9 protein-coding genes and 1 pseudogene are annotated in these 13,995 nt (G+C 38.9%); 8 read left to right on the top strand and 2 right to left on the bottom strand.

Annotation, left to right across the window (positions count from 1 at the left end; all coding sequences use genetic code 11):
• The first annotated feature begins 38 nt into the window (after positions 1–38).
• Complete coding sequence (bglX, locus tag ACQ86H_RS06860) at positions 39–2,336, top strand: beta-glucosidase BglX (protein WP_431294257.1); 2,298 nt, start codon at positions 39–41, stop codon at positions 2,334–2,336.
• 171 nt (positions 2,337–2,507) lie between these two features.
• On the top strand, positions 2,508–3,266 hold the full coding sequence (locus ACQ86H_RS06855) for a prolyl oligopeptidase family serine peptidase (protein ID WP_431295351.1): 759 nt from the start codon (positions 2,508–2,510) through the stop codon (positions 3,264–3,266).
• 392 nt (positions 3,267–3,658) lie between these two features.
• Here the strand turns inward: ACQ86H_RS06855 and ACQ86H_RS06850 are convergent, their stop codons facing one another.
• Together ACQ86H_RS06850 and ACQ86H_RS06845 are read right to left on the bottom strand one after the other, a co-directional pair.
• Entirely contained in the window at positions 3,659–4,387 is a 729-nt protein-coding gene (locus ACQ86H_RS06850) for a YebC/PmpR family DNA-binding transcriptional regulator (protein ID WP_025145740.1), read from the bottom strand.
• Positions 4,388–4,462: 75 nt separating this feature from the next.
• Positions 4,463–5,407 carry an NAD-dependent epimerase/dehydratase family protein gene (locus ACQ86H_RS06845; protein WP_431294256.1) on the bottom strand — a complete coding sequence of 315 codons (945 nt, stop codon included), beginning with the start codon at positions 5,405–5,407 and terminating at the stop codon, positions 4,463–4,465.
• Positions 5,408–5,638: 231 nt separating this feature from the next.
• On the opposite strand from ACQ86H_RS06845, the gene ACQ86H_RS06840 reads away from it, so the two are divergent.
• From ACQ86H_RS06840 to ACQ86H_RS06815, 6 genes and pseudogenes are all read left to right on the top strand, one after another.
• Positions 5,639–6,199: a sigma-70 family RNA polymerase sigma factor gene (locus ACQ86H_RS06840; RefSeq protein WP_431294255.1), complete on the top strand. Its 561-nt coding sequence runs from the start codon at positions 5,639–5,641 to the stop codon at positions 6,197–6,199.
• Positions 6,200–6,304: 105 nt separating this feature from the next.
• Complete coding sequence (locus tag ACQ86H_RS06835; RefSeq protein WP_431294254.1) at positions 6,305–7,324, top strand: FecR family protein; 1,020 nt, start codon at positions 6,305–6,307, stop codon at positions 7,322–7,324.
• Between the two features lie 191 nt (positions 7,325–7,515).
• Positions 7,516–10,446 carry a TonB-dependent receptor domain-containing protein gene (locus ACQ86H_RS06830; RefSeq protein WP_431294253.1) on the top strand — a complete coding sequence of 977 codons (2,931 nt, stop codon included), beginning with the start codon at positions 7,516–7,518 and terminating at the stop codon, positions 10,444–10,446.
• A gap of 48 nt (positions 10,447–10,494) precedes the next feature.
• Positions 10,495–11,400 carry a TIM barrel protein gene (locus tag ACQ86H_RS06825; protein WP_431294252.1) on the top strand — a complete coding sequence of 302 codons (906 nt, stop codon included), beginning with the start codon at positions 10,495–10,497 and terminating at the stop codon, positions 11,398–11,400.
• Between the two features lie 279 nt (positions 11,401–11,679).
• Positions 11,680–12,264, top strand: a complete 585-nt coding sequence (locus ACQ86H_RS06820; RefSeq protein ID WP_138818122.1) for a gluconate 2-dehydrogenase subunit 3 family protein — start codon at positions 11,680–11,682, stop codon at positions 12,262–12,264.
• Positions 12,265–12,289: 25 nt separating this feature from the next.
• A pseudogene (locus ACQ86H_RS06815) lies at positions 12,290–13,989 on the top strand (GMC oxidoreductase).
• Positions 13,990–13,995 lie beyond the last annotated feature (6 nt).

Here is a 13,995-nt window from a genome sequence, read left to right as displayed (position 1 = left end):
CAAGCGCCAGTTAATAAAAAGAATAAAACACATATATAATGAAGAGAGCGAATATCCTGGTTGTTTTTTTAACCCTGTTTGTACTGAACGGATCGGCACAGACCAAAAAACCTGTTTCTGCAGAAGAGGCAAAGATGAACACCTTCATCAGCAACCTGATGGCGAAAATGACAGTTGATGAAAAAATTGGCCAGCTGAATTTACCAAGTTCCGGAGATATTACCACGGGACAGGCCAACAGCAGTGACATTTCTAAAAAAATTAAAGCCGGACAAGTTGGTGGTTTATTCAACATCAAAGGTGTAGATAAGATTAAAGCGGTCCAAAAAATCGCGGTGGAAAACAGCCGTATGAAAATTCCATTGCTTTTCGGAATGGATGTTATCCATGGATACAATACCGTTTTCCCAATCCCTTTAGGCGTTAGCTGTATCTGGGATATGGCAACTGTGCAAAAATCTGCCCGCATAGCGGCGATAGAAGCCAGTGCAAGTGGCATCAACTGGACTTTCTCTCCTATGGTTGACATTTCGAGAGATCCACGATGGGGCCGTATTTCTGAAGGAAGTGGAGAAGATGCTTATTTAGGCTCACAAATTGCTGCAGCAATGGTAAAAGGTTATCAGGGAAAACTTCAGGCCAATAATGAGATTTTAGCCTGTGTAAAACACTATGCCTTATATGGCGCAGCAGAAGCCGGTAGAGATTACAATACCACCGATATGAGTAAAGTACGCATGTACAACGAATATTTCCCGCCATACAAAGCTGCTGTTGATGCCGGAGCAGCCAGCATTATGGCTTCTTTTAACGAAGTTGATGGCATTCCAGCTACAGGAAGCAAATGGTTGATGACGGATGTTTTGCGTAACCAATGGGGTTTTAAAGGCTTTGTGGTAACCGATTATACAGGTATCCCTGAAATGATTGCGCACGGCATGGGTGATTTGCAAACTGTTTCTGCCCTGGCTTTAAATGCAGGGGTTGATATGGATATGGTGGGTGAAGGCTTTTTAGGTACTTTAAAAAAATCCTTAGCTGAGAAAAAAGTAGGTATCGCTCAGATCGATAGGGCCTGTAGATTAGTACTTCAAGCAAAATACAAACTCGGTTTATTTACCGATCCTTATAAATTTTGCAATGCAGAAAGAGCAGAAAAAGAAGTTTTTAGTCCGGCTAACCGCCAGGTGGCACGCGAAGTTGCAGCAGAAAGTTTTGTGCTGTTGAAAAATAACAATAACCTGCTTCCATTAAAAAAATCAGGAACTATTGGTTTGATCGGTCCATTAGCAGATAATACCGCAAATATGTACGGTACATGGAGTGTTGCTGCGCTTTTTGACAAGTCAGTAACAGTACTACAAGGTTTAAAAAATGCCCTGGGTAATGATGCAAAAATATTAACCGCTCGCGGTGCCAATTTCCTGGCAGATTCTGCTATGGAGCAGCGTTATGTAAACATCCACAACCCTACATACAAACGTGATCCACGTACCGAAGCTGAAATGATTAAAGAAGCTTTAGAAGTAGCGAAAAAATCAGATGTGATTGTGGCTACTATTGGCGAAGGTTCTGAATTTACAGGCGAAAGTAGTAGTGTAACCGATATCCAGATTCCTGAAACACAGAAAAACCTTTTAAAAGCTCTGGCTAAAACAGGTAAACCAGTAGTATTGGTGCTGTTTACAGGCCGTCCATTGGCATTAAATTGGGAACAGCAAAATATTCCAGCCATTTTAAATGTATGGTTCCCGGGTAGTGAAGCAGGAAATGCAATTGCCGATGTACTTTTTGGCGATGTTAATCCATCGGGTAAACTGAGTGCAACTTTTCCTCAGAATGTGGGTCAGGTGCCTTTGTATTATGCTCATAAAAATACCGGCCGCCCGTTGGCTGAGGGTAAATGGTTCGAAAAATTTCGTTCCAACTATTTAGATGTAAGCAATGACCCCTTATATCCATTCGGTTTTGGTTTAAGCTATACCTCATTTAATTATAGTGATGTTAAACTAAGCGCCAATACATTAAGCAAAGGAAAATCGATCACGGCATCTGTTATTGTAAACAATACAGGCAAATATGAGGGCAAAGAAGTTGTTCAATTATATATTCAAGATCTTATTGGAAGTATTACCCGCCCGGTTAAAGAATTAAAAGGTTTTCAAAAGATTAATTTAAAAGCCGGAGAAAGTAAAACCGTTACTTTTAATATTACGGAGAATGACCTTAAATTTTACAATTCTGATCTGAAATTCGTTGCTGAACCCGGCGATTTCAAAGTATTTATTGGTACAAATTCACGCGATGTAAAAGAAGCATCTTTCACCTTGAAATAAAGACAATTAGGTTTGGTTATAAACCCTGAGCTATTGTAAAGTAGCCAGGGTTTTCTATTTTTGTCGAATGAAACCATCATGATTTACCAAAACACACCTTGAAATAACAAGTCATGAAAGCTTCATCACCTTTAAAAATAATATAAAACGGATGAAAAAGATTTTTTTACCATCTGCATTCTTTTTTCTGTACTCTTTTTAAATGCTCAGGATTTTAAAAAATACGATAGGGGAAGCTATATAAAAGGAAAGGATTCTATCTACTATAGGATACTTTTCCCGGAGAATTTTAATCCCGACCAAAAATATCCTATCGTTTTCTTTTTGCACGGAAGCGGAGAAAGAGGTAACGATAATGCCAGTCAACTGGTACACGGTGGTAAATTGTTTTTAAAAAATGATGTCCGCAAGAACTTCCCTGCCATTGTAGTTTTCCCTCAGTGTCCGCAGAACGATTTTTGGGCCAATGCCAATTTTGAACAAGATGCCAAAGGCAAAAGAAAAATCAGTTTTGTAGAAGGTGGCAAACCCACCAAAATAATGCATGCGCTGCAGGGAATGGTTAAAAATTTCCTTAAAAAACCTTATGTAGATAAAAATCAGGTTTATGTTGGTGGTTTATCAATGGGTGCAATGGGCACTTATGAACTGCTTAGAAGAGAACACCGTAAGTTTGCCGCAGCCATTGCCATCTGCGGTGGAGACAACACCAACAACATTAAAAAATATCAAAAGATACCACTTTGGATTTTTCATGGTGCAAAAGATGATATTGTGGATCCTGCATTTTCGATTGCCATTGCCGAACGTTTAAAAACGGTTGGCGACGAAGTGAAATTTACCCTTTACCCTAACGCAAACCACAATAGCTGGGATAGTGCCTTTGCCGAACCAGAGTTGTTTAGCTGGTTGTTTTCTCATAAGAGATAGCAAAACGGTTAGTCATACTGAACTCGTTTCAGTATCTATCTTTTCAAGACCTGAAATAAATTCAGGGTGACGATCAGAGGTAAAAGAATTAGAAAAGCAGGGTTCGATATCTTATAGGTTCCAACAGTCCTGCCATCCGCTTTACTCACTCCGATTGAAAAATCGGAGCTTCGTGCCCGCTCCTGTCAGGTTTAATTTACCCGAGTTAACCTAAGTAACCTAGACCCGACAAAATGGAAAGCCCGGAGGTTGAGGTACGAGGCCGAGGACTTGAATTGATGGCGGGACTGCTGTACCATAAATGCACAGGTTTTGCTCTTCAAAAAAACAAAAATTACAAAAAAAGCCTGAAGAAAAAATCTTCAGGCTCTTGTAAAATATTCTAATTGATATTACTCCGCCATATTGTGGTAAACCGCCTGCACATCATCATCTTCCTCCAACTTATCGATCAATTTCAAAACATCAGCTGCCTGCTCTTCTGTTACCTCATGGTGAGATAAAGCAATACGCTCTAATTTTGAACTTTTTAACTCAATGCCTTTCTCTTCTAAAGCTTTTTGTAAAGAACCAAAGTTTTCGAATGCACCTTGTGCTACCGCAATATCATTTCCTTCTTCATCAGCCTCAACATAAAGTTCCTCTAAACCAGCATCAATTAATTCGAACTCTAATTCCTCCAGGTCTAAACCTTCAGCAGGTACAAAACGGAAAATTGATTTGCGGTTAAAAACGAAATCTAAAGATCCGGTTTTACCCAAAGAACCATCAGTTTTGTTAAAATAACTACGAACATTTGCTACGGTACGGTTGGTATTATCAGTAGCTGTTTCAATTAAAACGGCTACACCATGTGGCGCATAACCTTCGTATACAATTTCCTCGTAATTGGCCATCGATTTATCAGATGCACGTTTAATTGCCGCCTCTACCCTATCCTTTGGCATGTTTACTGCTTTTGCATTTTGCATAGCTGTACGTAAACGCGAGTTGGTTTCCGGATGAGGTCCGGATTCCTTTACCGCCATTACGATATCTTTACCAATACGCGTAAACTGAACCGCCATTTTGGCCCAACGCTTAAATTTTCTCTCTTTTCTAAATTCGAATGCTCTTCCCATTATTGTTAGTATTGAGATATGAGATTTGAGATATGAGACCTTAGGCCTTCAACCTTCCAATCCTCTACCTTTATATTATTTCTTTAAATTATTTAACATATCAGTTGTCAGTTTCGATAAATCGAACTCTGGTTTCCATCCCCAGTCTTTTGCTGCATAGTTATCATCAATAGAACGTGGCCAGCTGTTTGCAATTTGCTGACGGGGATCATTAGCGCTGTAAGTTAGTGTAAAATCCGGAATATGTTTTCTGATTTCGGCGGCTAAAACCTCTGGCGTGAAACTTACACCAGCAAAATTATAGCTACTACGCACTGAAATCTGATCTGCAGGAGCATCCATCAGTTCAATTGTTCCTCGGATGGCATCATCCATATACATCATTGGCAATTCTGTTTCCGCATTTAAGAAACTCTGGTAACTGCCTTTTTTCAACGCATCGTGAAAAATGTGGATTGCATAATCGGTTGTGCCACCACCCGGAGCAGCTTTCCAGCTGATTAATCCCGGATAACGGATACTACGTACATCCAATCCGTATTTTTGGTTATAATATTCGCACCAGCGCTCTCCTGCCAGTTTACTGATCCCATAAACAGTATTCGGATCCATTACACAAAATTGTGAAGTATTATCTTTTGGCGAATTCGGTCCAAATACAGCGATAGAACTTGGCCAGTACACTTTTGCTGTCTTATATTCTAAAGCTAAATCTAAAACATTCAATAAACCGTTCATATTTAAATCCCAGGCCAGCTTTGGATTTTGCTCACCTGTAGCTGATAATAAAGCGGCTAAGAGGTAAACCTGTGTCGGTCTGTATTTATGGAAAATGCCATTGATCATTTCTTTATCAAGCACATTCACAAATTCAAATGGTGCAGAGTTTTTGATATCATAATCCGGCCTGCGTATATCGCATGCAACAACATGATCATCACCATATATTTTACGTAACATGGTGACCAATTCGGTACCAATTTGCCCGTTAGAGCCCAAAACAACAATTTTTTCTTGCATATTTTTTTTGAGAATGAGCAAAGGTAAAAAAATGAGATAAAAGGCAATAAAATATTTATAGATAAGAAGGGGGTAATTGTATAAACTGATTAATTGCAGACCAGATTTTTTAACCGTTGGATTACTAAATTGTTAACTGCAAATTGCTAACTGAAAGCTGTTAACTGCCAACTGAAACTTTCAACATTATTTTATACATTTACTACACGCTTATCGAATAACCAAATAAAAATGACTCATCCAGAGCCTGAAAAATCTGAAGATTTACTGAATCGCCTAAAGCTTGGCGATAAGAAGGCTTACGAAAAAATATATTTTACCTATAGTAACGAGCTATTATTGGCAGCCTACAAAAAAACAGGCGATAAAATAATCGCTGAAGAACTGGTACAGAATATCTTCATCTCTCTTTGGGAAAAACGGCAGGAAGCACAGATCAACAATCTCCAGGCTTATTTGTTTGGTGCCTTAAAGTTAAGCGTAATCAACCACATCAGGAGCCTGGTGATGCAGAATAAGTACATGGAGTACCAAACCCTAACCTATTCAGAAAACCATCATGATACCGCAAACCTGGTCGACCTTCATGATCTCTCTTCCATTATCGAAGAAGGCATTAACTCGTTACCCGAAAAAACACAGGAAATCTTCAGACTGAGCCGTTATCAACACCAATCTACCAAAGATATTTCCACCGGTCTAAACATCTCCGAAAAGGCTGTAGAATACCATATCACCCAATCTATTAAGAGGATAAAAGAATACATTAAAAATTTTTATATCTTTTTGTAACTGACTATCAGTTGTTTAGAATTTATTTCTATTATTATGACACACTGCTTTAGGGTTTGGCTCCAGTTGTGTTACTTGTATAGTATAAGGCCAAATATTCTTTTTATGAACCAGAAATCATTTTACGATTTACTAAGCCGTTATGAAAACGGAAATTGTACTGAAGCTGAAAAGCTATGGGTAGATAAATGGTATCATAACTTAAATAACCAGAATTTTAAAGATTTATCATCAACTGCGCTCGAAGAAATGCAGGTGAATACCTGGCTTAACATCAATAACGTTGAAAGCAAATCTACACCAGCGCTTAAAGTTAGAAGACGTTGGCCAAAATTCGCTATTGCAGCATCTATTATTATTGCATTTTTTATTGCCGGTTTATATTTAAGCAATTACAACCATGCTGAACAATCTTTTATTGATGAAAATAAAGGCTTGACCTTAATCAGCAAAACGAATGAGAGTGATAGCAGCCTGTTGATATCACTCAGTGATGAAAGCACAGTAATACTTAAACCACAGGCGAATATTATTTACCCGAAGGTTTTTGCGGCTAACAAAAGAACGGTTTACTTAAAAGGAAGTGCATTTTTCTCGGTAAGTAAAAATCCTAAGCGCCCGTTTTATGTGTACAATCAAAAATTGGTTGTGCGTGTTTTAGGTACCAGTTTCTGGGTAAAATCATCAACGGATAAACTTCAGGCTCAGGTTGAAGTAAGAACTGGAAAAGTTCAGATATCCGAAAATCAGAAAAGCTCACTCTTCACTTTCGATAAAGAAAAACTGGCTAAACCAATTCTGCTAACACCCAACCAAAAGGGCATTTTTGCTGACCACAAATTAAATAAAACATTGGTGACCAAGCCTATTCCATTGGCCGAAGCTTATAATCTACCCACAAGCCTGAGCTATAATTTTAAAGAAGAAAGCATTAAAGAAATTTTCAAAACCTTATCTGAAGCTTACGGGATAGAGATAAAATTAGATAATGAGCAGATTTCGACCTATACTTTTACCGGTGATTTAAGCAAAAAAGGGCTATATGAGCAGCTCGACCTGATCTGCGGAACCATCTCAAGCAAATATTACATCCAGGGAACCAGCATTGTGGTTTCCAAAAACTAACCAAATAAAATATGATGAAGAAAAACCACAGCACTAACAGCCCATAGCGCGGCTCCATTTTCCATAATATTTTTCTAAAAAACAAAGCCGACAATGTGGGGCATTGCCGGCGAGTTAAATACATTAGAAATGTATTCATGGTATTTCCATGTCCAATAAATCCAATCATTTAATGAACAATAACCAAATTTATGAAAAAAAATCAACTTATTTCGCTGGCGATATATGCAATGAGAATTTCGATTTACCAAATACTTGCAATAATAATTTTTACTTGTGGTGCTTTTGCCAAAAATGTCGACGCCCAAGACTTTCTCAACAAATCAATTTCGATCAAAGCTGATCAAACAGATATTAAAACCATTATAGAAAAAACAGAACAATTAGCCAATGTTAAATTTGTTTACAGTCCGCAATTAATAAACTCCGGCCGTAAAGTTTCTATTAATGTAGTTAACCAAAAGCTTAAATACTTTCTTGAGAATTCGCTAAAACGTTATGACGTGGGATATAGGATAGTTAAAGATCAGATTTTGCTCTATTCTATCCCCGCCAATAACAATCTCGAACTCTTAAAAACTTTCGAAGGCATTGTAACCGGAAAAGTAACCGATAGCAAGGGCAATGCCATTCCAGGAGTTTCGGTTACCGTAAAAGGGAAATCAATCGGAACCACAACCGACGAAAATGGGGCTTTTGCTTTAAAAGGCTTAACGGTTGATAGCCGCGTACTCGTGGTGAGATATGTAGGCTTCATATCTAAAGAAGTCAGCCTATCACCAGGCAATTCCGACGAAAACCTGAACATCAGTCTATCAGAAGATAACCTACAGTTAGAAAGTGTGATGGTAACCGGTGGTAATCCAAAGAAAAAATTAGAAAGCAGTGTGGCCTTAACCTCGGTGAGTAATAAAGATATCACCAACAGGGCACCCTTAAACAGTACCGATTTATTAAAAGCTATACCAGGCCTGACCGTAGAAAGTACGGGTGGCGATGGTCCGGGCAACGTTTGGGTAAGGGGCTTTCCACAACAGGGTGGTTATATTTTCTTAGGCATACAAGAAGATGGTTTACCGCTTTTACCAACAGGTTTCAATACCAACCCATCAGTAGATCAATACTATAAAACAGACTTAACCATACAGAATATCGAAGCAATTAGAGGGGGAAATGCCTCGATTATTCAAGCCAATACGCCAGGTGCTGTAGTAAACAACATCAGTTACGCGGGCGCCGATAAACAATATGGCCAGTTTAAATTCACCACAGGTTTTTCACAAGGCTTATACCGTTTTGATGGGAATACCGGTGGAAAAATAAACGATCAGATTAAATATAACATTGGTGGTTTTTACCGTACCGATAACGGCGTGGTAGAACAGGGCTTTAACCCGGCCAACCAGGGTGGACAGATTAAAGGCAACATGACTTTTAATTTCAAAAACAATAAAGGCTTTTTCAGGGTGTATGGTAAATACCTTAATGACAAAGTCCAGTTCTTACTAACGAGTTATTACCCTTACGATGGTACCGGGAAACCAACCACTTACCGGGATTATAATATGGCTTCACAATCAATCTTACCGGTTCAAACCGAATGGAGTTATAACGATCCTTCAACCGGAAACCATAATTTTAGTCTAACAGATGGTATCCATACCAAATTGGGTTCAGCAGGTTTCCAGTTCAATTACCTAACCGATAGCGGCTGGCAGATAGTGAACAATTTCCGTTATCAAAATACGCATACAAACTCAACCTATACCGTTCCGGCAGGAATTACAGCGAGAACAGCGGCTACACCCTATTATTACCCTGGAGGTGCCGTTGCACCGTTTGTAACCGGAGATTATGTAATTACATCAAACGCACAGGGACAGATTAACAGCGATGTTCAAATTATTGATTACCTGGATCTGAAAAAGACTTTTAAAAATCATAGTTTAAATATCGGCGCAGGTATTCATCAATACAATCGCGACGATTTACGCTATGCATTTAGATCTTTTACAGAATTTAAGGAGCACCCAAGTATCATCTTACAGTCGCCAACAGCAACAGAAAGAACAATTCAAACCAAAAACACCTTTATTGGCGATACCAGGACATTATCAGCTTATGCTGGTGATGAGATTAAAATATCCGAAAAATGGCGTTTAGATATCGGAGCGAGAATTGATAACCAGAATGTTAAGGGAGACAGACCTTATTATGCACTTAATTCGAATGGCACTGTAAATATTGCAGCGCCAGCCACTCCAACCATACTGGGTTATACCAGCTATGATGAAACCTTAACCAACTGGGCAGCATCAATAGGCGCAAATTATAAGATAAGCACTACTGCAAGTATGTTTGCACGGGCTACAAAAGCTTATAACGCACCAAATATAGGCGATTATAATGCTTCAGGATATAATGGTGCAAACATTAAAAAACGCCCGGTTTATTTAGGCGAAGTAGGTTTTAAATATGCAAAAAACAACCTGGCAATTTTTGCATCAGGAAGTTATTCTGCCATTAAAAATGTTTCGTTAACGATTAATGTGCCTACGACAGCAGCTGGAACACAAGCACTGGTGGCCTTTGGCTCTACACGTACCTGGAGTGCCGAGTATGAAGTTTCCTACAAAATATTTAAACCGCTAAGCTTACGCTTAACCGGAACACTGCAAGATTCTAAATACACCGATTATGAAGCAAATACAAGTGGAAACGCCGCTGTAGCAGCCGAATTTGGATACCGTGTATATAGTTTTACCGGCAAAAGAACCGAAAGGGTACCTGTATTGAATACAGAGCTAGGTGCCAACTACGATTACAAAAACTTTAACCTGTATGTAGCAGCCAATTATGTTGGCAGCCGTTTTACCTCACCTAGCGGAAGTTACGAGCTTCCATCCTATGTGGTAATGAAAGCCGGAGCAGGATATAATTTTACTAAAAAGATTTCAATAAGATTTTGGGCAGACAACTTGTTAAATGCAAAAGTGTTGACAGAGGGCGATGTTCGTGGAGATCAGTTCAGAGATTTCTCAACCGTAACACCTGGCACATTAATGATTGGCAGAACTTTACTACAACGTACCTTCTGGGGATCATTAGCTTATTCATTCTAAACAAATAAAACCGGAGTTCACGCTCCGGTTTTTTTATTCTAAAACATCATGACAACAAGAAGATCATTTTTACAAAAAGTAAGCGTTGCCGGGGCAGCAGCTTTTTTAAGTCCATCCATTATTACAACAGCTTTAGCACAATCGGCGAAGGTTTCAAAAATCGGAATTGGTCTTTTCACCCTACGCGAACAATTAACGGCAGATGTAAAGGCCACTATTGAACGGGTAGCTAAAATCGGCTATAAAAAAGTTGAAACCTATTACGGCTATCCGGGGAAATATGAAGTGAAAGGATTCTGGGGACTGGAAGCCAAAAATTTCAATGCATTATTAAAAGCCAACGGTCTCTCCTCTCCCAGCGGACATTACAACGTCACGGAGTTTTTATCCTCTGGCGATGATAAAGTGTTAAAATCGCACATCGAAACCGCAGCTACTGTTAACCAGAAATATTTTGTTATCCCTGCTTTACCGACTGATATCAGGGCCAATGGAACATTAGATGATTATAAACGCATGGCTGCCAAATTTAACCAGGCAGCCGAACTTTGCCAAAAATCAGGCTTAAAATTGGCTTACCATAACCATAACTTCGAATTTAAAGATCAGGGAAATGGGGTTACAGGTTATGAAACCTTGCTTACTGAAACCGACGCCAATATGGTAGGTTTTGAACTCGATATCTTTTGGGCGGTAAATGCAGGTTTGAACCCGGTTGATATGTTCAAGAAAAATCCAGGCCGTTATAAAATGTTTCATGTTAAGGATATGGACAAAGCAGATAAAGCCGTTTTCGTAGAAGTAGGCTCCGGCAGGATCGATTTCAAAAGCATTTTCGCCGCATCAAAATTAGCTGGTGTAGATTATATTTTTACAGAACAGGACATCATTAAAAAGGAACCTTACGAGAGTATTACAGAAAGTTATAATTACATCAGAAAAAATCTGCTTTAGTCTGATTTTAGCCTTAAAAAGGCTATGTTTTTGGATATATTAGTAAATAATATGTCAGCCCGTACTAAATGTACTTTTTACACCAAGTAAATTTGAGATAAAAACAGGGTTTAAATAGCAATCAGGCAGTAAAATAACTATTATTTAGAATTATTCTATAAGGTAACAATGATATTGCAAACTGATAATTTAACTTAAAAAATTAATTGTTTACGTTATATTTTTTCTAATATTACTAATTCAACACATAAATAACCAAAATATAAAATCATAAAGACGATGCACAGAAGAGAAGCACTCAAAAACGTTGCATTTTTGCTGGGAGGAGCAATCTCGGCAAGTACAATGGGCGTGTTATTTGAAAGTTTTACGCTCCCCGAAAATGAAAAAAACTTCGTAAGCTATTCGCTTGAAGACGAAAAGATCTTTGCAGAATTTGCTGACATTATTGTCCCGACGACCAAATCCTCTGCAGGTGCCAAGGCCGCAGGTTTAGGTAAGTTTATTCCGATGATGATGAAAGATTGTTACCCTGCAACCATGCAAACCTCCTTTGCACAAGGATTTAAAGATCTTCAGGCAAAATCAATGAAAGATTTCGGGAAAAGCTATATCACTTTAACACCGGCCGACCGCAAAAAGTTAATGATCGATTTGAGGGCAATCGCACTTGCACAAAAAGATGGCCAATCAGAAGAGAACAAAGATTTAGTTTACTTTTTTATCACGGCAAGAGATTTGACCTTACTCGGTTACTATTCTTCAGAAATTGGTTGCACCAAAGCAAGGGAATATGTCCTTATTCCGGGCCGATATGATGGCAATGCGCCATTAAAGCCAGGCCAAAGATCCTGGGCAACCTAACTTCTAATCACAACTACAAAACATCATGAATTTAAATACCAATTTAAAAGCAGAAAATACTTACGATGCTATTGTTATAGGATCGGGGATTAGTGGCGGCTGGGCTGCAAAAGAACTTACCGAAAAGGGCTTACGTGTACTGATGCTCGAAAGAGGGATGAACATTGAGCACATTACCGGGTACGAAAATGCAATGAAAAATCCCTGGGATTTTAAACATGCAGGTAAACTTACCGAAGAGCAAAAACGTACCCACCCGGTACAAAAAAGAGATTACCCCTACCAGGAAGCAAATGAAAAATGGTGGGTAAACGATTTAGAATGTCCATATACTGAAGACAAACGTTTCGATTGGTACCGCGGTTTCCACGTGGGAGGTAAATCGTTAATGTGGGGCCGTCAGAGCTACCGTTTAAGCGACCATAATTTTGAAGATAATGCAAAAGATGGTCATGGAAGCGATTGGCCGGTTCGTTATGCAGAACTTTCGCCATGGTACGATTATGCAGAGCGTTTTGCCGGCATCAGTGGTTCTAAAGAAAACTGGCCTACTTGTCCGGATGGTGATTTTTTACCTCCGATGGATTTAAACATTGTAGAAAAATCAGTAAAAGCCCGTGTTGAAGAACATTATAAAAGAGAACGTATCATCATGATTGGCCGTGTTGCCAATCTTACTGTTCCACATAAAGGTCGTGGTAATTGTCAATACAGGAACCTGTGTAGCCGTGGTTGTCCATTTGGTGCTTATTTCAGTACGCAGTCTTCTACCCTTCCTGCAGCAATGGCAACCAAACGTTTAACATTAAGGCCATATTCTATCGTAAATCATATTATTTATGATAAAGATACCAAGAAAGCCAAAGGTGTAATGGTTATTGACGCACAAACCAACAAAACGATGGAGTTTTATGCGAAAATTGTTTTTGTAAACGGTTCTACATTAGCTTCTACATTCATTCTGCTAAATTCAACATCAGAAGCACATCCAAACGGATTAGGTAACGGTAGTGGTCAATTGGGTCATAATTTAATGGATCACCATTTTCGTTGCGGCGCATCCGGAGAGGCTGAAGGCTTTGACGATAAATACACCTATGGCCGCCGTGCAAATGGAATTTATGTACCAAGGTATCAAAACATCGGTAACGATAAACGCGATTACTTACGTGGATTCGGTTACCAGGCGGCGCAAGCAGAAACAACTGGCAAAATGATGTTGCAGAGTTATCATTTGGTGCTGACCTGAAACAAAAAATGACCACTCCAGGAAAATGGACTATGGGATTAGGCGGTTTCGGAGAAATGTTACCTTACTATGAAAACAAGGTTTACATTGATAAAACCAAAAAAGATAAGTGGGGGCAGCCCGTATTGGCAATTGATTGCGAATACAAAGAAAATGAGAAAAAAATGCGTGTGGATATGATGAACGATGCTGCTGAAATGTTGGAAAAAGCAGGTATCAAAAACATTAAAACATACGATGCAGGCTGTTATCCAGGTATGGCAATCCACGAAATGGGTACCGCTAGAATGGGCAATGATCCAAAAACTTCTGTGCTGAATAAATGGAACCAGATGCACGAAGTAAACAATGTTTTTGTAACTGACGGATCGTGCATGCCATCAATTGCTTGCCAAAACCCTTCATTAACATTTATGGCATTAACTGCGCGCGCTGCAGATTATGCTGTAAAAGAACTAAAGAAAAAGAATATCTAGAAAGGT

It is taken from the genome of Pedobacter sp. P26, from assembly GCF_050632135.1.
In the GTDB taxonomy this organism is placed as follows: domain Bacteria; phylum Bacteroidota; class Bacteroidia; order Sphingobacteriales; family Sphingobacteriaceae; genus Pedobacter.
Note: the sequence above shows the minus strand (reverse complement) of the source record. Positions and strands in the feature narration are given on the sequence as shown.